This is a genomic window from Paenibacillus sp. FSL H7-0716, from assembly GCF_038002705.1.
GTDB classification, from domain to species: domain Bacteria; phylum Bacillota; class Bacilli; order Paenibacillales; family Paenibacillaceae; genus Paenibacillus_AQ; species Paenibacillus_AQ odorifer.
Genome location: NZ_JBBODA010000001.1, coordinates 180,880 through 202,816, shown reverse-complemented (window position 1 = coordinate 202,816; position 21,937 = coordinate 180,880). Strand labels below are relative to the sequence as shown.

The 21,937-nt window shown below is 40.0% G+C and carries 20 protein-coding genes; 5 read left to right on the top strand and 15 right to left on the bottom strand.

Annotated features, from left to right (window positions below):
* Nucleotides 1-9: 9 nt before the first annotated feature.
* On the bottom strand, nt 10-1,566 hold the full coding sequence (locus MHH60_RS01035) for an ABC-F family ATP-binding cassette domain-containing protein (RefSeq protein ID WP_036677991.1): 1,557 nt from the start codon (nt 1,564-1,566) through the stop codon (nt 10-12).
* 231 nt (nt 1,567-1,797) lie between these two features.
* On the opposite strand from MHH60_RS01035, the gene MHH60_RS01030 reads away from it, so the two are divergent.
* A complete protein-coding gene (locus MHH60_RS01030) occupies nt 1,798-2,382 on the top strand; it encodes an AAA family ATPase (RefSeq protein ID WP_076134937.1) in 585 nt (194 codons plus the stop codon).
* Between the two features lie 291 nt (nt 2,383-2,673).
* Here the strand turns inward: MHH60_RS01030 and MHH60_RS01025 are convergent, their stop codons facing one another.
* From MHH60_RS01025 to MHH60_RS00995, 7 genes are all read right to left on the bottom strand, one after another.
* Nucleotides 2,674-3,561, bottom strand: coding sequence for a DUF3298 and DUF4163 domain-containing protein (locus tag MHH60_RS01025; protein ID WP_076134938.1), 888 nt, complete (start codon nt 3,559-3,561; stop codon nt 2,674-2,676).
* Between the two features lies 1 nt (nt 3,562).
* On the bottom strand, nt 3,563-4,069 hold the full coding sequence (locus MHH60_RS01020) for an RNA polymerase sigma factor (protein ID WP_076125785.1): 507 nt from the start codon (nt 4,067-4,069) through the stop codon (nt 3,563-3,565).
* Between the two features lie 90 nt (nt 4,070-4,159).
* Entirely contained in the window at nt 4,160-6,025 is a 1,866-nt protein-coding gene (locus MHH60_RS01015) for an acyltransferase family protein (protein ID WP_076134940.1), read from the bottom strand.
* A gap of 171 nt (nt 6,026-6,196) precedes the next feature.
* On the bottom strand, nt 6,197-7,267 hold the full coding sequence (locus MHH60_RS01010; protein ID WP_076134942.1) for a stalk domain-containing protein: 1,071 nt from the start codon (nt 7,265-7,267) through the stop codon (nt 6,197-6,199).
* A 72-nt stretch (nt 7,268-7,339) separates the two neighbouring features.
* Nucleotides 7,340-7,801 carry an NUDIX hydrolase gene (locus MHH60_RS01005; protein ID WP_076135220.1) on the bottom strand — a complete coding sequence of 154 codons (462 nt, stop codon included), beginning with the start codon at nt 7,799-7,801 and terminating at the stop codon, nt 7,340-7,342.
* 36 nt (nt 7,802-7,837) lie between these two features.
* Nucleotides 7,838-9,637, bottom strand: coding sequence for a vWA domain-containing protein (locus tag MHH60_RS01000; RefSeq protein WP_076134943.1), 1,800 nt, complete (start codon nt 9,635-9,637; stop codon nt 7,838-7,840).
* A 2-nt stretch (nt 9,638-9,639) separates the two neighbouring features.
* The gene (locus MHH60_RS00995; RefSeq protein ID WP_036678009.1) at nt 9,640-10,701 is read right to left on the bottom strand and encodes an AAA family ATPase; all 1,062 of its coding nucleotides are present in this window, start codon (nt 10,699-10,701) and stop codon (nt 9,640-9,642) included.
* A 268-nt stretch (nt 10,702-10,969) separates the two neighbouring features.
* Here MHH60_RS00995 and MHH60_RS00990 point away from each other — a divergent pair, with 268 nt between their 5' ends.
* Nucleotides 10,970-11,398 (top strand): MarR family winged helix-turn-helix transcriptional regulator, encoded by a 429-nt coding sequence (locus tag MHH60_RS00990; RefSeq protein WP_111503997.1) that lies wholly within the window; start codon nt 10,970-10,972, stop codon nt 11,396-11,398.
* A gap of 29 nt (nt 11,399-11,427) precedes the next feature.
* Entirely contained in the window at nt 11,428-13,062 is a 1,635-nt protein-coding gene (locus MHH60_RS00985; protein WP_076134945.1) for an MDR family MFS transporter, read from the top strand.
* Between the two features lie 91 nt (nt 13,063-13,153).
* Here MHH60_RS00985 and MHH60_RS00980 read toward each other — a convergent pair whose 3' ends face one another.
* Nucleotides 13,154-13,705, bottom strand: coding sequence for a YdhK family protein (locus tag MHH60_RS00980; RefSeq protein ID WP_076134947.1), 552 nt, complete (start codon nt 13,703-13,705; stop codon nt 13,154-13,156).
* Between the two features lie 224 nt (nt 13,706-13,929).
* Here MHH60_RS00980 and sleB point away from each other — a divergent pair, with 224 nt between their 5' ends.
* A complete protein-coding gene (sleB, locus tag MHH60_RS00975; protein WP_256715111.1) occupies nt 13,930-14,523 on the top strand; it encodes a spore cortex-lytic enzyme in 594 nt (197 codons plus the stop codon).
* 71 nt (nt 14,524-14,594) lie between these two features.
* Here sleB and MHH60_RS00970 read toward each other — a convergent pair whose 3' ends face one another.
* Nucleotides 14,595-15,440: a GNAT family N-acetyltransferase gene (locus tag MHH60_RS00970; RefSeq protein ID WP_076134950.1), complete on the bottom strand. Its 846-nt coding sequence runs from the start codon at nt 15,438-15,440 to the stop codon at nt 14,595-14,597.
* A gap of 17 nt (nt 15,441-15,457) precedes the next feature.
* Nucleotides 15,458-16,009, bottom strand: coding sequence for a GNAT family N-acetyltransferase (locus MHH60_RS00965; RefSeq protein ID WP_076134952.1), 552 nt, complete (start codon nt 16,007-16,009; stop codon nt 15,458-15,460).
* 428 nt (nt 16,010-16,437) lie between these two features.
* Between MHH60_RS00965 and MHH60_RS00960 the strand changes: the two genes are divergently transcribed.
* The gene (locus MHH60_RS00960) at nt 16,438-16,584 is read left to right on the top strand and encodes a hypothetical protein (RefSeq protein WP_172628817.1); all 147 of its coding nucleotides are present in this window, start codon (nt 16,438-16,440) and stop codon (nt 16,582-16,584) included.
* 70 nt (nt 16,585-16,654) lie between these two features.
* On the opposite strand, the gene MHH60_RS00955 is transcribed toward MHH60_RS00960, so the two are convergent.
* From MHH60_RS00955 to MHH60_RS00940, 4 genes are all read right to left on the bottom strand, one after another.
* Nucleotides 16,655-16,921, bottom strand: coding sequence for a CD3324 family protein (locus tag MHH60_RS00955; RefSeq protein WP_076134954.1), 267 nt, complete (start codon nt 16,919-16,921; stop codon nt 16,655-16,657).
* A gap of 187 nt (nt 16,922-17,108) precedes the next feature.
* On the bottom strand, nt 17,109-18,503 hold the full coding sequence (locus MHH60_RS00950; protein ID WP_076134955.1) for a protoporphyrinogen oxidase: 1,395 nt from the start codon (nt 18,501-18,503) through the stop codon (nt 17,109-17,111).
* A gap of 144 nt (nt 18,504-18,647) precedes the next feature.
* Entirely contained in the window at nt 18,648-21,251 is a 2,604-nt protein-coding gene (locus tag MHH60_RS00945; protein WP_076134957.1) for an ABC transporter permease, read from the bottom strand.
* Entirely contained in the window at nt 21,248-21,931 is a 684-nt protein-coding gene (locus MHH60_RS00940; protein WP_076134958.1) for an ABC transporter ATP-binding protein, read from the bottom strand. Before MHH60_RS00940 ends, MHH60_RS00945 begins: the two co-directional genes overlap by 4 nt.
* Nucleotides 21,932-21,937: the final 6 nt, after the last annotated feature.

Below are 21,937 nucleotides of genomic sequence, written 5' to 3'. Positions count from 1 at the left end.
ACTTGCTTATTAGAATACTTTCGTTGTCCAATCTTCGCAATTCCAGATATCGGTTACGATGTCCTGATAAAAATCGGGTTCGTGAGAAATCATAAGAATGCTTCCTTTGTATGCTTTTAGAGCGCGTTTCAGTTCATCTTTGGCATCGATATCCAAATGGTTCGTCGGCTCATCTAATACGAGAATATTAGTTTCGCTATTAATGAGCTTACATAGACGCACTTTAGCTTTTTCCCCACCACTTAGTACAGCAATCTTACTCTCAATATGCTTCGTGGTTAATCCGCATTTAGCAAGGGCAGCACGTACTTCGAATTGTGACAGAGACGGGAATGTATCCCAGATTTCCTCAATACAAGTCTTGTAATTGCCTTCCTTCATCTCTTGCTCAAAATAACCAATCTCCTGATGGTATCCACGTTCTACCGAACCGGACAAAGCAGAGATTTCACCTAAAATACTGCGCAGCAATGTTGTTTTACCAATTCCGTTTGCCCCAACCAACGCGATCTTCTGTCCACGCTCCATCAACAAATTAAGCGGTCTGGACAATGGAGAGTCGTAGCCGATAACCAATTCTTTTGCTTCGAAAATCATCTTGCCGGCAGTTTTACCTTCTTTAAAGTTAAACTGTGGTTTCGGTTTCTCCTTGGCAATCTCGATGATCTCCATCTTGTCGAGCTTCTTCTGTCTGGACATCGCCATGTTACGGGTAGCCACGCTGGCTTTGTTACGAGCTACGAAATCCTTCAGCTCTGCTATTTCTTGCTTTTGGCGATTATAAGCAGATTCAAGCTGTTGTTTTCTCATTTCGTAGACTTGTTGGAACTGCTCATAATCACCCACATAACGGGTCAGCTTTTGATTTTCCATATGGTAGATCAGGTTGATAACACTGTTCAAGAATGGCATATCGTGTGAGATCAGAATAAAAGCATTATCATACTCTTGAAGGTAACGTCTCAGCCATTCAATATGCTGCTCATCCAGATAGTTCGTAGGTTCATCGAGGAGCAAAATATCTGGTTTTTCAAGCAATAGCTTAGCAAGCAAGATTTTGGTACGTTGACCACCACTAAGATCCGCTACGTCGCGATCCAATCCAATATCAGTGATCCCTAGTCCACGCGCGGTTTCTTGTACTTTCGCATCAATCATGTAAAAATCTTGATTTGTAAGTGTATCTTGGATGGTACCTACTTCTTCCAGCAGCTTTTCCAGCTCTTCAGGTGAAACGTCACCCATTCTGCCGTACATATCGTTCATCTCTTGCTCAAGATCAAACAGGTATTGAAAAGCACTTCTGAGTACGTCTTGAATCGTCATTCCTTTGGTCAGCACTGCATGCTGATCGAGGTAGCCAACACGCACCCGCTTGGACCATTCGACTTTACCTTCATCAGGTTGCAGTTTGCCTGTAACAATATTCATAAAAGTGGATTTTCCTTCGCCGTTAGCGCCGAATAATCCGATATGCTCGCCTTTTAGGAGACGGAATGAAACATCCTTAAAGATCGCACGATCTCCAAAGCCATGACTTAATCCTTCAACATTTAATATGCTCATTTATGGACACCTTTTTCTTATTTTTCTCGCTATATTATAAGCAGGATTAACTAAAAACTCAATGGAGAAGCAAAAAAATATCATTTTATGGACTAATTTGCGAGCAAATTTAGTTTTGAGAACCGTCACTTGCCGAGAATGGGATTACGCTGGCGATTGCTCGTCATCTTTTATATGATAGTATGCATAGATACACATTAGAGTTGACTTGAGAACTAAGGAGAATTAAAAATGAATAAACTTGTATTTTTTCTTGGTCCAGCTGGTGCAGGCAAAACAACGTTAGCTAAAGCGATTGCTTCACGGCGCAAAATACCTTTTTTCGATATGGATATCCTACTACGGCCTGCTGCTGACGCGATAATGACTTTACACGGACTGGATCCGGCAGATAGAGACTCAGCAGAGTACAAAAGGTTATGCCGCGATTTAGGTTATCGAATCACTATGGATGCTGCGCTGGATAATATAAGCTTGGACGTCGATGCTTTTGTAGTGGGTCCCTTTACCAAAGAGGCGGCCAATCCTGACTGGATCAGCCATGAGTTAGCTCGGATCGGGCGTTCCCTTCAAGATGTTGAGGTCAAGGTTGTCTTGGTAGGGTTAGCCAACGAGGAATTGTACCGGGAACGAATTCAAGACAGACAATCACCACTAGATGAATGGAAGTTCCAGCATTGGAATGAATTCCGCACTTCTCTTGGCAACCGTACGGTAGAATGGCCGCTCCCGGCTGAAAATATTGCGTTGATCGACAATTCTAATCCGGATATTACTGCTACTACTGCGGCAATAGAGCAATTTATTTACGGCTAGACTTTCGGACCCAGATGACGTTATTTCCACTTTTATCACCTTTTGCGCAGAGTTTCGGACCCCAGTGCAGCTATTCGTTAGAAAAGAGTGCTTGGGGAGTGTTTTTCGTGCCAATAGCGACGATGCGGTCCGTTAGGATTGCAAAAATGCGAAAATGCTGCGTTTAGGGTCAGCTGAGTCCGTTAGCTGCTGCATCCCCCGTAAAATAATGACATCAAACGATGTTAGATGTTTGGACAAAGAGTTTTGGTTAGACTATCGGACCCAGTTGACGTTATTCCCAGAATTCTTTTATTGAATATACTTCTGACTGACTAAATCATCAGCAAGCACCGCGGTGGGTATCACAAATTCAACTGAGCCCATATAACCCGGTGCGACATCGTATTTATTAAACACAATCACAAGCTTACCTTCGGTATTGATATAAAAGCTTTGATCCTTCGTAATGGAGGTAAACTGATCCGTTGGCACATCATCGCCATACTCAGGGATCCAGTAAACTTTCTCAGAGTCTGCTTTCATTTGAGCAATCATCTGTTCTTTAATATTTTCGCTGATGCGTTCAATGTATTGATCATCTTTAAATAGCATTGGCAATGTAATAAGGATCTGGTTCACTTTGTCTATCGTATCAAAAGTAACTTCCATTGAAGATGAACCAGCGGTTTCCTCAACATATCTGCCAATGGAGAAAATGCGCTCATTATCCGTTTTCACTTCATAACCTACATCCAGCCCCAAATGGCCCCCACCTTGTTCCTTCAACGCTTCGATCTCCGCTTGGAACTTTTCGTATAGTGCTTTATTCTCACTTAAATATTTGCTGTTCAATCCAAGCTCCAGTTCTTTGTTTTCCATATCCGTAACGGCTGGAACCTTGATATTTGCATCGTAGTTCTCTTCTTCTACAACGTATTCTTTAATAGTCAGCACTTTTATTATCCGATCAACGCCTGGAATGGAAGATAATGCACTAGCTACGGTTGTACTGGTGTTTATGGCTACTAGAAAAATAACTGCGGCCGCACCAACACTAGCCACCCACTTAGTTGTCGTGTGTTTTTTTCTGTTGGCTTTAAGTGACTGCTTTATAGAACGGTTTACAATCAAATCAAGTTCTTCCGGAATGGGAATATCGGTATACTCTTTATGTAATTCTTGTATTCTTTCGTCCATCTTACTTTATCTCCTTTAAGGCTTCATCATTCAGCTTCACCCGCAATAACTGAAGGGCCTGATACAGCCTTGTCTTTATTGTATTGGTGTTCTCGTTAAGAACTTCAGCCACTTCATTAATCTTCATATCCTCAAAATATCTAAGCACAATCACACTTCGGTATTTCGCCGGCAGCTCTTCCAGTGTTCTTTTCAAATCCATATCTGTATAGCTATCCTCAACAGCCGGACTATAGGTTTCTATTATCTCTGGCTCCATCGTCTGAACTTTCTTGTTTCTGCGCAAAAAGTCTAAGGAAGTATTCACGACAATCCTGTAAAACCAGCTTTTCACAGCATCGTGATCCTTTAGCAAATCCATTCGTGTCATCGCTTTATAAATAGAATCCTGCACAATGTCGAGGGCATCCTCTTTGTTTTTCACATAACTGTAAGCAAGCCGGTATACATTTTCTTTGTTTTCTTTGATACATCGCGTCAATATTTTCTCGGTTTTCCTATTCAACATGGTCGATTATCCTTCTCTGTTTATGATCTGGTGTTGTAACAGGAGTAAGACGATTGGTGAGTATAAAAAAGTTTGGAAATTTCAAATAAATTATTTATTATCTTTTTCCAAAGCTTTAATTAGAATTGATGCATAATACTTGGCACCCTCGCGTTTCAAATGAACACCATCTTTGTAGAAGTAGTCGTCTTTTCCTTCACTAGCTGAGTACCAGTCTACTATGGTCGTATTCCTGAATTCACTGGAAACTTTTGAAAGGGTGGAATTCACAGTCTGCTCCCACTTTCTCGGCACACGTGTATTGACCAAAATAATCTGCTCCACATCGCTTAACGAGTTTAGTAGTTTACGTAATTGCTTGGAGTTAAAAGCTCCATTCGTCCCCAGCTCTATGATCATCCGCTTCCCTAACCGCCCTTGTGCTCTAAGCTGATCAACTACCTCCTGTGCCTGCATCATCTGTCTGCCAACCTTTCCATCGATGACAATACCAGGGAGACTTTCTACTAAAAACGGTGCTGCATCCAAAATGACAGAATCACCAATGGCCGTAATATTCTTTCCGGTTTGATTTTTCCCGGTTACCGCTATGTTTCCTTCTGGTTCAACTTGTTTTTCTTCAGTGTCAGGGTTTGGCTTCTCTACATCAGTGGTATCTTTTTCTACGGGTGGTGCTAATAAGTTGTAGTCTATTGGATCTTGCCCTGTTCCCTCTTGCTGTACATTCTGCTTATCTGCAACTTCGATTGTAGGCGTGTCAGATTCAGCATTGGATAAATATCCATTGCAGGCAATCGGAATAAGAATCAAAAAGATCATGGTCATAAGAAAGACTGGGCGGTAGCTGCGGCGTTGTTTTGCACTCCAATGGTTCCAAATGTTTTTTAATGATCCCCGCCGGAGCGGCTCCTCCACATATTTGTATGATAAGGCTGCCAGTAGAAAACTTCCTGCTAACTGAAGGATAATACGAAGCACGCCGCTCTCATCTGGATTCCCATTAGGGCTGGTGAGAATAATTACGGGATAATGCCAAAGGTATAAGCTATATGAACGTATACCTATCCATCGCAAAGGTTTCCAGCCCATTTTCCGTCCAAGAGAACTGGCAGGATGAGCAAGCACGGCAATCACTACTGCAGTAATGATAGAGATGATCAAAAATCCACCACGATATAGTGATTCATCAAACTCGTCAATCCGGTAAACTAGCACCATTAATACCAGCAGTCCCAGAGCACCAATAATATCAAACATATAGCGAGATCTTTCTGTGACTGTATTTTTAAGTTTCTGACTAGGCCATGCAACGGCAAGCGCCGCTCCAATTAGAAGTGCAAATATACGAGTATCTGTTCCATAATAGACCCTGCTTGGATCTGTGCCCGGTACATAGAACATAGCCATGGCTAAAGCTGAGACAGCAGCACAAGCCAGAATCCAGGCAATAAGTTTACCTCGACGAGGTATAATCTTTAGTCCTAATACGAGCAGCAGCGGCCATAGAATATAAAACTGTTCTTCAATAGAAAGTGACCATAAATGTCCGATCGGTGAAGGAGGTCCAAAGCTTTCGAAGTACGAAACATCATGAAATATTAACCACCAGTTATTAACGTAAAATAGTGATGACATAAAATCTCCTGTCAGCCCATTTAATCTCGTAGGATCTATGATTAAGAGCCATATGGTGACAACGATCAGCATGACTATCGTCGCAGGCAGCAACCTCCGTGCTCTACGTATCCAAAAGTCCAGAAGGTCCAATCTTCGATGACGCTCCCATTGGTTAATGATTTGGTCTGTGATGAGATAACCCGAGATCACAAAAAAGATTCCCACTCCCAGCAGTCCACCCCCAGCCCATTTCAAATTCAAATGATAGGCTATGACAGCGAGTACGGAAAAAGCTCTTAGTCCATCAATACCAGGCATATAACGCTTGTTGTCATTCATTCTGTTTCAGTCCTTACCCTTTATTTGTTGTTCATAGGCAGGACGCAGGAGCAGCTCAAAAAGTTCTTTAAACTGGCTAATCTGTTATCAAAAGTAAAAAAACACCCGCGCAAGAATTACCCTGCGGGATGTTTTTAATAATTCCAACTACTTTTACAAACTTCTAAAAGGTTATTTCTGAACTTCAACCTGTAGAATTTCTGATACAAATTGAACAGGCACATAGGTTTTGTTATCTTGCAGAACAGGTGCAGCACCTAAAGCTTTAGGAGTCATTTTTGCGAAAAAGTATGAATCTTTGTTAAGCGTAACACTTGTCCACTGTGCTCCTTTCATCAACTCAGCGGTTTTGGTAGACTGATTCCATTTCAATTCATAGTTTAGTTGACTGGCCACATCACGAAGCGATACCATGAGCACGCCTTTCTTATTCGTGAAAGTAGCTACTTTTTTCAAATCTAGCTTAGTTGTATCCGTTGAACTATGATTTAAGCTGAACCGAAACTCTGGTGAACCTACATAACCTGGCGCAATGCTGTATTTAGGGAATACGATGACTAAGTTACCTTTATCGATATAGAACGACTGCTCAGTTGAAGTTCCTGTGTACTCTTCTAAGAAATATTTATCTGAATCCTTTTTAATCGCTGCCAGAATATCTGCATCGAGCTTCTCTTTGTAGTTAGCTCCCAGTAGATCCGTTAGTGCAACAGGTTCTGCCTCAGCTATATTTTTCACATTATAAGTATCGATCCGCGGCATGCTTGTTCCACCTTCAGAACCTTCAGTAGTAACAGTCAAGGAGATAACGCCTGCTGGAGAACCTGTTCCATCTGATTTCAGATCATAAGTAATGTAAAGAGTATAAGGATGAAATTCCATTTGATCAGCCTGTGCTTTTTTGCCCATTTCTGCGGCGTCTTTCTCCCACTGTGCCAGATCCTTTTCAGCATGAGAAAGGATAATATCGTTCAGTTCATCTTGATAATGAGTATCCAGCATTCCTGTTAGCTGTGGTACTTTTAAATCTGCAATCAGGTATTTACTTGTTGTGTTAAGTACTTTTTCTTGTACTTTAATGCCAGCAAGGGCTGGTGTCTTGGACGGTAAAGCCGCAGAAACATTAGCTGTTACTTGTGTGGAAACCATAGCATGAACCGGTAAAGAAGCTGCACTCACTCCCATAATGGCTACACATCCAACTGCACTCATTTTAAATAGATTTTTTGTTCTTTTGTTCATATCTCGTCATCCTCCATCTCTATTTATAAGTGCCTTCCGATGACACTCATTAGCTAGGACGCAGGAGGAACTCTAAAAAGTTTGCTGGTTTTCTAATTTAAATATAATTTCTTCAACTTCTGTACCCCGTAACTCTACGTAAAAAGGCTGCACCTTATCATTTAGACAATACTCCAGCCGCAGTCTGAGGTTTTTCCATGTGACCATTTCCAATGCTTGTTCTATCGAAAAAAAACCAACTTCTAAGCTCTCGGAACTAGTAGCAGGTTCGCCGCCGATGGCTTTCCCTAGAAATAGGTTAGTACAAATAGATCGATCAACATTTTGAAAAACTCCGCAGAACTTATTTATCTCTATATCAATGCCCGATTCTTCTTTGGCTTCCCTGATTGCTGCTTCTATAAGGGACTCCTCCTCTTCAACCTGTCCGCCTGGCATCTCCCAGCCTCTGCGTGGACCTTTTATTAATAAGATTTCTTCTTGATCATTGAATACAACTGTAGCTGCTGAAAGAATATGTTTTGGGGGATTCATATCCATTGTTACCTCGCTTTAAATTTATTCTAAGCCCTAATTAATTCTGAATACAGGTCCTTTGGGTGAGAAAGGCAAGTCATTTCCCTTGGGCAAAATATAAGCATGGTCTCTTTTAATGGTCAGCTTGTCACAATAACCATCTGTAATAATTAGAATCGGTCCTTTTTTCGGAAAATCCTCAGCTTGTTGAATCAAATCAATAGCTGGTTGTAAGATCGTTCCCCCTCTTCCCTTCACTTGTACCCGATCCGCGATAGCCTCGGGGGGCATGTAACCTGCATCATAAGGACAAGCATCACAAAAGATAATCCGCGCAAAAGGAACATCACGGGCCTGCGCATAACTTGAAATGGCCCCTAATGCTTTGGCCAGAAGCTTTTTATCCATTGAGCCTGAGGTATCTAAAATAACTCCAAAAGTACGGCCATCATCTGCAGCACCGCTATGAACCCACTGTGGTCGAGGGATATCAGGCGTAGAAGATTGACGTCTGCTAATTCGTGAATAAGATCTGGTCTTCTCAAGTGGTGAAAAATAATGATCAAACCACCGAGCAAGCTCTACATCCCATTTTATAGGCGGCTGGCCTAGCGCTCTAATCTCTTCAACTAGGCCTGATGGCAAAAGACCGCGGCTTTGCTCTTCATGATACATCAGTCCTTGTTGCATAGCATTTTTACAGAAATCATCTAACGTCTGTCCTTCTCTCGCATCCCAAAAACTTGATGAACCGTTATCTAAAATGTCACCAAGTCCATTTCCTCTCAAGGTTGCCAGTTTCTTATAAGTGCGGATATCTCCGACCATACGATCATAAATCGTTTCAGCAGATAAACCTTTAAGCTCAGGATCTAATAAGATTCCAATTCGCGGATACTCCCCTACACTCATTTCTACTAGCCATAGATTTATTACGTAGTCACAAGCTACATTCCAAAGATAATGATCCCGGCCAAGACACCGCTCGTGATGCTGAAGCCCCGCATGCAGAAGCTCATGCGCCATCACGAAAATACACTCCTCGTCGTTTAGTCCGGCTGCAGGGTTCATAAATATTTTGCGATCAATAACGTCAATGGCAGCTATGGAAATATCAAATCGCCGACATATTGCTGGATCTTCTATAATCTCAAAGCCGGCGGCAAGCGCACCTAATAAAGGATATCTGTCCATAAACCATCGTTTTGCACGTTGTGGAGCTGTTAATGAAAGTGCAGGGTCACTAATAGTATTAGCATGGCCTCCAGCAACACTTACTGCATTCGTCACAGCATTAGATAACCCATAAGCAAAATAGGCTTCCCAATCCGGTGGTTTTCCCCAGTATCTTTTGGTGGTTTCTCTAACATTCATATCCAGTTTTGAAACACCCGCAGTCCCAAAATATCTGGAGGTGTCCGGAATTCCTTTTATCATAAACTGCTCGTAAAGCTGTTGTTCATCTTTAATTGTAAGATCAATTCGCGACTCCATATCTGCGGGTACTTTCCCAAACTTCAAGTCATTTAAAAACTTTGCTATGTACACATCACATGCAACGTTCCACGCCACTTGATTCTCTTTAATCTTTAAATGTCCAAGACCTAAATGAAGAAAACAATGTGCCAAAACGTACATCCATTCAGCAACCTCGCCACGCCGTTTAGGATGAGTGTAAATATAACCGTTATTAGTGACAATTGCCCAGCCGTCTTCAGGATAGGGACTATTTTCATTATGAATAATCGAAGCTCGAACAGATAACGGCGCAAAAATAGGATGATCCGCGAGTAACGAACATGCTTCATTAAAATTTTTCAAAGCGGGATTATCTGGAGTTGTTTTTTTAGCCATATTTACCCCCGCTCTTTTATTGCAAGACGTGGTAAATCACGTACAATTTCAACCATTAACCAATCTGGAATATTATCACTTTGCTCCTGCTTAGCAACTACTAGCTGTGCAATTTCAAAGCTAATGACGGACAGGTCTTTAATCAGCTTTTTAACAGTGTGTGCAAATTGGCGATGTCCATCTCGTACGTTATCTTTAATCGGAGGGAGTTCTTTGATAATCTGGGCACGCAAGGATTGCGCCAGGAAATACAGTAGATCCCGATCTTCTGGAGCCGTTGGAAATGAGGATTTACCATCTATAATTTGATTAAGTTCATATTTTCCAGTTAGATTTTTATAAAAAGCCCTGAATTGTGTGGCGTGAGAAGGTGTCAGTGAACCATTCGCTAAAATCCCCACGGTATCCACATTTATATCATCGCCAAACTCATGTAGTGCATCACTAAGCATATGCCAAGAGCGTGGCGTAGAGAAAGGCTCTTCAGTCTTTGGAGGTGCACTCCACAAATGATCGGGACGCAATTCCAGATATTCAATAACCATGGGATGAATGCTATGCTCATATGCCCAAGAGATCCAATTCTGAAACGATACATTTAACTGTATATGGAACATCCGATTGATAAGCGCGGAGGACATAGGTTTAACAATTGCACTATCTTGTGCACGGTTACCAGCTCCTATTACTATAGAGCCCTCAGGTAGGTGATAATCGCCGATGCGGCGTTCGTGGATGAGACTATAAAAAGCTTTTTGCACTTCTTGAGAACAGGCATTAAGCTCGTCCAGGAACAAACAATAAGGTTCATCCCGAGCAATCATTTTTGGAGGACAGAATTGGCTCTTACCGTTAACGATTTGCGGGACTCCAATGATGTCTTCAGGTGCTAATTGAGAACCTAATAGAGACACGCAAGGAAGACCCACCTGATCAGCAAAAGCTTCTACTAGCGAAGATTTCCCAATACCAGGCGCCCCCCAGATAAAAACAGGGCGAATCACAGAAACGTTAAGAAGTACTTGCATAAGTTGAATAGGTGTTACAGGAGTTGCTAGATTCAAATAAATGCTCCTTTTTTAAAGTAATGATAATAACGATAACTATACACAGTATAACAAATAATTCATTAGCTCAGGAACGAACCTCAACAACAATATTATCAACCCACTCTATTTCATTCAAAAAAACAAACCTTTGCTTGACGAGATATAAAAAAGGATGATATATTGTTTCACGCTTTAATAATTAAGTGGTTAATCATTTAGTTGTTATCTAAAATTTAATGGAATTACTTATTCCGCCCTATTTCATAACTTTAGGAGGCGTGATTTGCCTAATAATGAAGATTTTCTTCAGATTTCTACTATGTTCAAATCCTTTTTAAAAGGAATCTCTCAAGATTGGAACAAACAAGACTACCCCCTAAATATTACACAGTTCAAAACCCTCAGGACTTTATCTAAGAACGGTCCACAAAACGTATCACAGATTGCTGCAGCTCTTGGTATTACCTCAGCAGCAATTACAGGCGTAACAGACCAATTAATCGCTGAAGATTACGTAAATAAGGAACGAGCCAAGGATGATCGAAGGGTGGTACACATCACCATTACGCAGAAAGGAGAAGCAACGATTAAAGAGGTGCAGGAACGCCATCAAGAACTTATGGAATCTTACTTTAAGATACTGCCCGATGAAGATATTGAGCATTTAAGAAGAATTTTCGCAGTAATAATTTCTGATTTAGACAAGAGATAAAATTTAAAAAGTGGCGGGGAAACAATCGAATGGAACATTTATCCAGTAAACGAAAACTTAGTATTATGATAGCTATTATGGCTGCAATGCTGTTCGCAGCGATTAATCAGACAATTACAAGTACTGCTATGCCGCGTATAATCGCAATTCTTGATGGCATGGATTACTATACTTGGACTATTAACATTTATTTATTAACATCAACAATAGCAACCGTTCTTGTCGGTAAGTTATCTGATATGTTCGGACGTAAACCCTTTCTATTAGCAGGTATTCTATTATTTATGGTTGGGGCTTTCCTGACAGGAACATCTTCCGATGTTTATCAGTTTATCATTTATCGTGGGATTCAAGGGATAGGTGCAGGTATTATTCAGTCCACCGCATTTACTGCTGTAGGTGACTTATTCCCTCCGCGTGAACGTGGTAAATGGATGGGTTTGATGATGGCCGTATTCGGCTTCTCCAGTGTGCTTGGACCAACGCTTGGAGGCTTTTTGATCGATAATATGGATTGGCATTGGCTGTTCTGGATCTTCCTACCGCTTGGTGTAGTAGCCTTCGTAATGATTCTTACCTTATTTCCTAAAGGGAAACGCGGGGAGTCAACCAGCATTGACTATTTAGGTTCCTTGCTAATGACAACTACCATCGTGCCTCTACTGCTTGCCTTCACCTGGGCAGGTACAGAATATGATTGGGGTTCTTCGCAAATTCTCGGCCTGTTGGCGGGAACGGTCGTTTCAGCACTACTCTTTATTTTTGTCGAATCCAAAGCTAAAAATCCAATACTCCCGCTTCATCTATTTAAGAATAGTGTAGTTACCATATCTAATATTATTGGTTTTATTATGAACTTCGGTATGATGGGGGCTATGATCTATCTTTCCTTCTTCGTACAAGGTGTTCTGGGGATCTCCGCAACCTATGCAGGGTATGTTACTATGCCAATGTCGATCGTTATGGTTGTAGCCAGTGCCCTTACCGGACAAAAGATGGCCAAGAAAGGGAAGTATAAACGTTACGCATTAATTGGAATCCCGATTATGATTGCTGGTATGACAATTATGGTATTTATGAATAATGTACCGATGGCTGTCCTAAGTATGATTGTGTTTGGTCTTGGGTTGGGATTGGGGATGCCAGTATTCTCACTAGCTACTCAAAATGCGGTTTCACACACAGAACTGGGTGTAGTAACGGCCTCCTCACAATTATTCCGTAATTTAGGCGGTACGATCGGTATCGCAGTCATGGGTACCGTTATGTCAAATAGTCTTACGAAAAACTTGAAGGAAGCTCTACAATCGTCCTCAGCACCGGATTTCACACAGATTGATCCAAAACTTGCTGAGCAAATGCTCTCCTTCGCTAATCCACAGGCATTAATGAACAAACCATTGCTTGAACAGACTCAAGCTAGTCTGCCAGCCGATGTACAGCCTGTTTTCTTACAAATGATTGAGGGTATCCGTGATGCTTTAGGACAGACATTGTCATCCGTATTCTTAACCGGGACCATTGTGCTTGTTGTAGCTTTCGTGCTTGTCTTCTTCCTGAAGGAGCTTCCACTTCGTACTTCTAACCAAATGCCAGTTCCTGAGGAAGCTGAACAGGACCCGTCAAACATAAAATCTTCAAAACTTGCAGTGGATAAAGCCTAACCGCAAATTACTTTGAAGCTGACTATAAAACAACAAAAACTGCAACCTGCTCATGCGTAACTGAGTAAGTTGCAGTTTTTGTGTTGATCTATTATTTTACAGGTGAAAGCTCATCTTCTGTTACCCACTTATGATTTTTCACTTCATCTCCACCCGTAGTAGGTTTGTAATTAATCATATAGACAGTTGTTTTTTCTGCTGAGTTAATCTGAGCCGTTGCACCCTTCATATCCTTCATATGATCAGATTCCATAATAACCTCTGAGCCTGGTTGATAGGATATATCATCTGCTTCTTTTATTTCTTCATGAATAATCCACTTATGATTTGTGACCGGTTGACCTCCTGTAGTAGGTCTATAGGAAACATTATATGCTGTCGTCTCATAAGCTCCCACAATTGTCGCAATGGCTCCCTTCATCCCTTCCATATGGTCAGTTTGGATCACAGCTTCACTTCCTACTATGTAAGTAGGATTCTCCGCTACCCTCAGATCTTTTGGAACTTCACCTGAACTTGAATGTGAGTTATGTTCCATTTGTGTATCGTTAGAAGACATTTGATTGCCATAGCTATTGTCATTACTACAAGCACTTAAGCTGAAAGCAGCTGCGACGACTAGTAGAAATAATTGCTTTTTCATATAAAAGACCTCCGAAATTTTATCTGCCTATAAATATTATTTTACCCATTTCAGAAAATCACAAACGGAACTAAGGATTCACAGTTTGTAAGACAGTAATTTATTTTCCATTAAATGAGTGTTGTCTCAATGCTTAAACTATATTTATAATGTTTTCTGAAAGGAGGCTACTATAAATGAAGACTAAAATATTCAATTTGTTGCTTCTTTTGGGTCTGGTGAGCATGGCTACTATGATCGGTTCTGCTAATGCAGCTCCGGTATTAACCATAGGAAGTTCTTCAGGAGATGTATGGGATCTACAATATAGATTAAAAACCCTTGATTTCTATACTGAGCCCTTAGATGGGGTATACGGATCACAAACGAAAGCAGCGGTTGCTAAATTTCAAAAGGCCTATGGAATAAGCGCTGATGGAATTTCGGGGACAAAAACTTGGAATGTTTTAAAAAAACACACGCTTAATATTAATGAAATGGATATTTTGGCTAAAGTTATCTACAGTGAGTCTCGCGGTGAGCCTTATGTTGGACAAGTTGCAGTGGGTGCAGTAGTCATGAATCGTATACAATCTAGTCAATTTCCTGACAATATTAAAGAAGTTGTATTCCAAAAAGGAGCTTTCACAGCCGTATCTGACGGCCAGTATTGGCTTACACCCAATCAGACAGCTTATTTAGCTGCTCTTGATGCTGTTCGAGGTTGGGACCCGACAAACAATTCAATCTATTATTTCAATCCCGATACAGCAACTAGTGCATGGATTTGGTCACGTCCGCAAAACTTAAAAATTGGTAAACATATATTTGCGAGTTAAACGCTTCAAATAGTTAAGATCAATAAAAGCCACTCTAACTACGACAGTTAGATCGGCTTTTATTATTAAACCTATTCGGTTGTGTTAGAATCCATTCCAAGCACTAAAGCCATATTAATCTGCCCTACTTCGTCCTTATGGATATACCCCAATTTATTATAGATTCTGATCGCATTTCGATTTTCTTTATCAGCTGCTAGAAAACTCCGCTTGGCGCCGTTATTATTCCCCCAGCGCATACCTTCAACAGCTAACTTATATCCGATACCTTGGTTATGATATTGCGGATCTACAGCTAATTCTCTAAGCCATAACACAGGTCCCTTTTCACTTTCAAATCCGTAGATGTTCAATAAACATACTCCAACAATGCTTTTATTCAATTCTGCTACAAGAATACAAGAATGATCCGATTCATTCCATGTTTTTATGAAATCCCACTCTTCACCATAGAAACCTCTTGAAAGATTTATACATGCTTTGGTGATGATACTAACCTGTAAATAGTCTTTAGGCTCAATGTTTCTAATGAATGGTGATTCTGCTTGATCGGTGATCTTCTTTGAGATATCCTCATTCCAGAAATCAATAAATTGACTAACTACTTTGAACCCCAAAGACTCCATAAATGGCATGAGATCTGGATGTATAAATTCGATATATATTCTATGAGTTCCATCCACAGGTAATTGTATAAACTTGCTGGTCAGATCTATTAGTACAGTCCTAAATAATTCTATAGACTCTGCAGCCCAATAAATATTATGACCCTCATCAACCGATTTACATAATATAAACACACCAGGTTCATCAATAAGAATATCCTCAGACGCCTGTTGCTCCAGCTCTTCAACATCCAAATATTGCAATGAATTGTACTTATAAGCTTTTGCTTTTAGGAATGAATTCTTAAACATAACTTCGAAATCCCCTTTTATGGATTCGATAATTTTGATTGGTTATTGAATGTAAAAATCATCTTTAATTCATCATCATATGACTTTCCGCATTCCTCTAAATAACTATCACCAGTGTATTCTTTTAAAACTTTCCTCCAAAAACGCTGCGCTCTCCTATTTGTATCCGTGGGATTCGTTTGCAGCTCCCAGTTACCCAAATGAAGCTTTAAGACTTCCTTAGCTGCATATTCAGCGATCCCCTTACCACGGAAGGGCCGTAGAATAAAAAATTCATTCAAATAGAATTCACAAGCAGACGGTGTGTATGGTGGTGTAGCAACTAATGCAAACCCTACTGGAATATCATTTTCTTTTATTAAATAAGGATACAAAATGCCAGCTTTCTCCCACCAAATATCGAAGACTTTATTCTGTTCCTGCAGTGACTGTGTCTCGTCCTCCTCGAATACCCCATATCGATTAGGAATCGTCCCCCATATTTCTGATAGATCGTGTAAGTATAGTGGGTAAAGGTTGTTAATAATAAACTTCGAGGCACTGTCAGTTAAGGTGATTGTGATATTCATGTCGTTCCCTCCCTACCTTCTGTCGAATTCCTGAATATATTTATCGAGATCACTTAAAATAATTACTTCTTTTCTCAGTATAATTACGACCTCGCTCTAGTTATATGCCATATTCGATTAGAATTAATTTTTATATAGTGTCACCATTTATATTTGATAATTAAGTTAAGCGTACCTACTGTACTTCTATATACTCGTCTTAACTTTTGCGGATATCGTACAAACCTCACGCATATTATAATTGTATAAAAATGGGAGGTGCGCTCAGATATGCCGGATCCTTTTGTTTCGAGATCTCATGTATTCCGAGAAGCAGAACGATTCCTGTATATAATTGATGCATTTGAAGCCTCTTTGAATATGAATAAACAAATCGTATAGCGTTACATGAAATCTATTTAAAAGCGATTAAGTTGCAATTAGAAGCAATGACAATGATGAAAGAAGCACTATACAAAACAAAGGTTTCTAGTACAGCTATTAATGCCGCAAATAAAAAGATGGATGAAGGCGTGAAGTATGAAGGACAGTTCGTAGATGGGATCAATAAATATCGGAAAAAGTATGGTATTTAAGATTAAATTATTATTAAATTCCAAAAACCACGTCAGAGTTTCCTCTAACGTGGTTTTTTTGGATGATAAGCTATTTTTTTGAATAAACAATTTTCTTAATACTATCCCTAGATAGGCAATATTCATCTGAAAGCTGGTCAACCGTTGCACCCACAGCAAACCTTAGACAGATTTCGATGTTTCTAGATCTTAAGTATTTTCTGCTCCCTGACTTTTCGCCCCATTTTACATGCGATTCTTCAGGCTTAGGGATATAAATCATACCCCCGTTGATATATTTCTGAATTTCCTCTAATAATTCTTTTGGGAAAATCGTATCTGCATTTACATATTTCATAATCGCTCTGCTCCTTAAACTTTTTATGAGTTTGAAGGTAGCAAAGTCTATTCTTTAAACAACCCATGCACACTGCACTAGCGGTAAAATCAATTTTTCGCTCTATACAAACAACCGCCGTTGTTTATAAGTCTAGACTTTGCATAGAGCTGATCGCTAATCTTCTCACGATTGTACACCCTCCTTTTTAATGTGTAATTACTTGTTCCAAAATACGCTCTGCTGTTTTTTCTCCATTCGCAATACAATCTGGAATGCCTACACCATAATAGGAGCATCCAGCAAGGATAACATTAGGATACCTGTCTGTCATCTTCTTCTCTAAGGATACTACAATTTGATGATGAAGTTTATGGTAATTTGGCATTACATCATGCCATTTGGTCACATCGTAGGTAGCTGGCTGTCCTGTTATCCCGAGACTGGTCTGTATATCTTTCAAAGCCACCTTCAATAGTTCCTCTTCAGATAGCTTGATCAACGAATCATAATGAGGGTTTGAGCTTTTATAAAAGAGTCTGACAAGCAGACGCTGTTGTCCTGACGTATGCTCCCACTTGCGACTTGTCCACGTACACGCATTACATAGAACATCATCGCTGTTGGCAGTGATGAACCCTGTGCCATTCGCAGGCAGCTGACTGTCGGGGATATCAAATCCTAAATATACACTAATCATAGAACTATTATATAACTGATTGAAATCTTCATTTAGTTCTTCGTCTTGAAGTAGCGCTTGTGCAGTAGAATGCATCGTTCCAAGTACGACAACATCGGAGTCTATGATTCGTCCATCGGCCAAAGTTACCCGGCACTGCTCTCCACGCTTCTCAATTCTCTCGGCACGAATCCCTTTGATGATCTCCGAATTAGAAAGATGTTCTTCCATAGAGTCGATCAAGACAGATACACCTCCCTTGAATGACATGAACTTCTTATCGCCATTTCCTTGAAATTTGGCTTTATTAGCGGATAAGCCCTGAATAATACTGCCGTATTCATTCTTATAATCAATCAAATAAGGCAGCGTCGAGGCAATTGTAAGTTCGCTTAGCTTCCCGGAATATACACCTGAAAGAACAGGTGAAATTTGCTTCTCGACAAGTTCTTTTCCAAAGAAAGCTTCTAGAAAATCACCCACGGAATCGTTTTTCGTAAACTTATTATTGGGAGTGTAGAAATCTTTGAGTGCTTCAACCTTTCCTTCAGCTGAGATCAGTTCTGTTGTAGCAAGCGACTCCATACTGAGCGGAATGCCAAAGACTGCATCTTTAGGAATTTGCTTCAGTTTTCCTTCGGTATAAATAAAGGATATTCCTGTCGCGTTATATACAACCTCATTTTCTATACCCAACTCTTCAATCAGAGGTGCAACATTCGTTTTGCGGGTGACAATAGAATCTGCCCCAGACTCCATAATGAAGTCTTCTTGTTTTAGTGTTCTGATTTTGCCGCCCAGTCTATCGCTGGCTTCAACCAAAATGATTTTTACATCTAGCTTATTATGCTCTATAGATTTTTGTAAATAGTAAGCGGTGGACAATCCAGTAATTCCCCCGCCAATCACGACAACTGTTCTCAATTCGTTGACACCTACCTCGTGGTTATAATCTGTATCAATTCAATTGTGTACATTATATCATAGGAATTTATAAGAATTTACATACCAACGTGTCAGATATGACACAAAAAAGCCGCGTTAAACGCGGCAATGATGGGCTAATAGTTATATATTTTCCTGTTTCAATGCATCGATAATGTTCTCTTTTTTCACTTTTGAGCTTGAATATAACATGGCTGCGCTAACGATGATAAACACTGCCAAAATGACACACAAGATACTCATCCACGGAAGTGTGAATCCATAAGAGAAGCTGCTCATCATTGATCTATAGATCAAGTACATAATAACGATACTAATCGGAAGCCCATATAGTAGTGACTTTATTCCATAAAAAACACTTTCGTAATTAATCATTTTATTAAAACCATTTGGTGTCATCCCCACAGACTTCAGCATTGCGAACTCTCTTTTACGAAGGGATATGCTGGTTGATATCGTATTAAAAATATTCGCAATTGATATTAAAGTAATCAAAGCAATAAAACCATAGGTGAAAATAGACATTAACATGATCATCTGCTCACTATTTTGTCTATTTTGATACACATTTTGAACATAGATATTCCGCTCTTTCATTTCCTCTATGGCTTGTTGTGTCGCTAATGGGTTTGTGCTGTTCAAGTTAAGCCGGCTTTGAATATCTTTACTCATCGCATCATTTGTTAGTTTATCGAAGACTTGTTCAGAAACGATGATGTTAATTCCACCAACCATTGCTGAATGTACTCCCATTGGACGTTTATCAGTTAGAGCGACAATTTTTACAGGCGATAAATCCGTCTCTTTTTTGGTATCCCAATCCGTATAAATAAGCTCAAGCTTTTGGCCGACTTCAGAGTGAAACGCTTTGGTCTCAACAATTTTTTTGGCTTTCTCATCCTCAAAGGTAACCGTATCATTCACAATAGCAGTCATCTGATCAAGCTTCGTTAGTTGTTCATAATTTGTACCGACCGTTTCTGCATAGGTTTTCAAACTCTGTTCATTTAGTGCATAGATCTGAATATAGTAAGGATATTTCCCGTTCTTTAGAACACTCTTATCCGCCTGCACAATCTCTTGCAATTCTTTTGCCATATTTTTCTCATCAATCCATGAACTCACACTAAGTTCTCTAGTCACATTATATTCCGTAATATTAGGTAATTTGGATATCGAGTTCGTCAACCGGTCCACTTTTTGAGCGTCCTCAGTCCCCATATATACTTGAATATCATAGTTCAAACCATCCTGTGAGAGTTCTACCGACCTTCTCATATTAGAAGTGAACGCTGATACAGATAAAAACAAAACAATACTAATGACAAGTGAGAACACGGTTGCTTGGTACCTGCGTTTATTTCTCTTTAAATTCTTTAAACCAATTTCTGCTTCAATACCAAACAATTTGCGCACGAACTTGGATGTTTTCACCGCTTTACCTGAGAGCTTAACATCGGTTGTTTGTCTGATCGCATCAATTGCCGAGATCTTTGAAGCCTTTCGGGCTGGAAGATAGGTGGATATAAGAATTGTCAGTATTGAAACTAAACAAGCGGTTAGTAGAGACAGAGGTGTAACAACCAACGTTAATCTTTCTGTTATCCCTAATACATCTTGAATCATCGAATTGATAAACATAAAAGTGATCCCGATGCCTGCTATTCCGCAAATGATCCCAATGGGAATACTAATTAAACCGATTATCATTCCTTCAAAAAATACTGAATTCTGCTTCTGCCACTTTGTAGCCCCTACACTGGAGAGCATCCCTAAATGACGTGCACGCTCCGAGACAGAGATCGCAAAAGCATTATAGATTAAAGAAACGGAACCAATGATAATCACAACCATAATAATTACTGACAATGAAAGAAGTGTGTTACGTAAGCCATCGTTATTCGTCACACCATAATAGCGGAGCAGACTATTATTATAAGAGATCGACTCGATCTTATTTTCTTTTGCCAATTCCTCTGCATGCTTGTATATGGAGCTGTCCACCTTTTTTAATACAACCGTCGCTGTGGTTTTTTCAGCTGCTCCAATCATGCTTTCAGCCACATAACTTAAGGCAGTATAACCCGGAGACCATGTTGGTTCCCAAGTAGGACGTTTTATCACTCCCACAATCGTATAGTTCATTGATTTTTTATGAATAATCTTTTCAAGCAGGGTATCCTCTTCAGTCCGTAATCGTTCATTCTGAGATAGGGGTTGGCCACTATTTTCATCATCGCTAGTGACACGTTCACCCACATCAAGCGTTAAAGTTTCACCAATCTTGTAAGAGACTTTTGCATTCTTTGCAATCTCCTCAGAAATGACTACTTCGTGGTTTGTCTTCGGGAGTCTACCTTCCAGCAGTTCAATCGGAAATTGTTTAAAACCAGCTGCATTATATTCCTTGATATACCAATAGGGTTTATTCTCATTCTTCCCACCCTCTAAAGGGGCGTAGCCACGAACGTTGGAGATCACTAGGGCTTTTGTCGCATCATCTGTTTCTATCGCTTTGAGCTGAGCTTTAGTAACATTTCTATATTGGACATGCCATTCTCCATTAGTAGAGATACTTTGCTTCTTCATTAATTCCATAAAAGAAAAACCTAACGTCGCCACAGCCGTTACCATAGCTACTGAAATGATGACTCCAATGATAGTAACCAATGTTCTTCGCTTATTCTGTTTCAAATGTCTTATAGTTAATTTGTTTACGATATTCACGGACGAATCACCTCATCTTTAGCGATCCTTCCATCTTCAATAGTAATGACCCGATCTGCTTGCAAGGCAATACGTTCATCGTGAGTAATCACAATAAGTGTTTGATTATATGTCTTATTAAACATTTTTAATAATTCAATAATTTCACTGCTATTCTTACTGTCTAGATTACCAGTTGGCTCATCTGCCAGCATAATTGCAGGGTTACTAATTAATGCTCTGCCTATGGATACCCGCTGCTGCTGTCCGCCTGATAGCTGATTTGGCAGATGGTTTAAACGATTTTCCAAATTTAACACCTTCACGGTATCTGCAAATTGCTTCTTATCCACTTTATGCTGATCGAGCAGCAACGGAAGTGTGATATTCTCTTCAACCGTCAGCACGGGTATAAGATTATAGAACTGATAAATCAGACCAATTTGTCTGCGTCTAAAGATCGCCAGCTGTGTTTCATTCAAATCATAAATATCCGTGTTATCTACAAATACTTTACCGCTTGTCGGTCTATCCACCCCACCTAATAAATGCAGAATAGTTGATTTTCCTGAGCCGGATGGTCCAATAATCGCTACGAATTCACCTTTTTTAATTGAAAAAGATACGTCATCCAGAGCCTTTACTGCGGTCTCGCCTTTACCATATGTTTTAGACAGATGTTCAATCTTTAAAATATCCATTGTTAG

Excerpts from the sequence above, each read along its gene's own strand:
- MHH60_RS01000 (WP_076134943.1), bottom strand. The coding sequence starts at position 9,637 with ATGGCTAAAAAAACAACTCCAGATAATCCCGCTTTGAAAAATTTTAAT.
- MHH60_RS00970 (WP_076134950.1), bottom strand. The coding sequence starts at position 15,440 with ATGTTTAAGAATTCATTCCTAAAAGCAAAAGCTTATAAGTACAATTCA.
- MHH60_RS01025 (WP_076134938.1), bottom strand. The coding sequence starts at position 3,561 with ATGGACGAAAGAATACAAGAATTACATAAAGAGTATACCGATATTCCC.
- MHH60_RS01030 (WP_076134937.1), top strand. The coding sequence starts at position 1,798 with ATGAATAAACTTGTATTTTTTCTTGGTCCAGCTGGTGCAGGCAAAACA.
- MHH60_RS01010 (WP_076134942.1), bottom strand. The coding sequence starts at position 7,267 with ATGAACAAAAGAACAAAAAATCTATTTAAAATGAGTGCAGTTGGATGT.
- MHH60_RS01035 (WP_036677991.1), bottom strand. The coding sequence starts at position 1,566 with ATGAGCATATTAAATGTTGAAGGATTAAGTCATGGCTTTGGAGATCGT.
- MHH60_RS00955 (WP_076134954.1), bottom strand. The coding sequence starts at position 16,921 with ATGAAATATGTAAATGCAGATACGATTTTCCCAAAAGAATTATTAGAG.
- MHH60_RS00980 (WP_076134947.1), bottom strand. The coding sequence starts at position 13,705 with ATGAAAAAGCAATTATTTCTACTAGTCGTCGCAGCTGCTTTCAGCTTA.
- MHH60_RS00940 (WP_076134958.1), bottom strand. The coding sequence starts at position 21,931 with ATGGATATTTTAAAGATTGAACATCTGTCTAAAACATATGGTAAAGGC.
- MHH60_RS01005 (WP_076135220.1), bottom strand. The coding sequence starts at position 7,801 with ATGAATCCCCCAAAACATATTCTTTCAGCAGCTACAGTTGTATTCAAT.
- MHH60_RS00965 (WP_076134952.1), bottom strand. The coding sequence starts at position 16,009 with ATGAATATCACAATCACCTTAACTGACAGTGCCTCGAAGTTTATTATT.
- MHH60_RS01020 (WP_076125785.1), bottom strand. The coding sequence starts at position 4,069 with ATGTTGAATAGGAAAACCGAGAAAATATTGACGCGATGTATCAAAGAA.
- sleB (WP_256715111.1), top strand. The coding sequence starts at position 13,930 with ATGGCTACTATGATCGGTTCTGCTAATGCAGCTCCGGTATTAACCATA.
- MHH60_RS01015 (WP_076134940.1), bottom strand. The coding sequence starts at position 6,025 with ATGAATGACAACAAGCGTTATATGCCTGGTATTGATGGACTAAGAGCT.
- MHH60_RS00960 (WP_172628817.1), top strand. The coding sequence starts at position 16,438 with ATGACAATGATGAAAGAAGCACTATACAAAACAAAGGTTTCTAGTACA.
- MHH60_RS00985 (WP_076134945.1), top strand. The coding sequence starts at position 11,428 with ATGGAACATTTATCCAGTAAACGAAAACTTAGTATTATGATAGCTATT.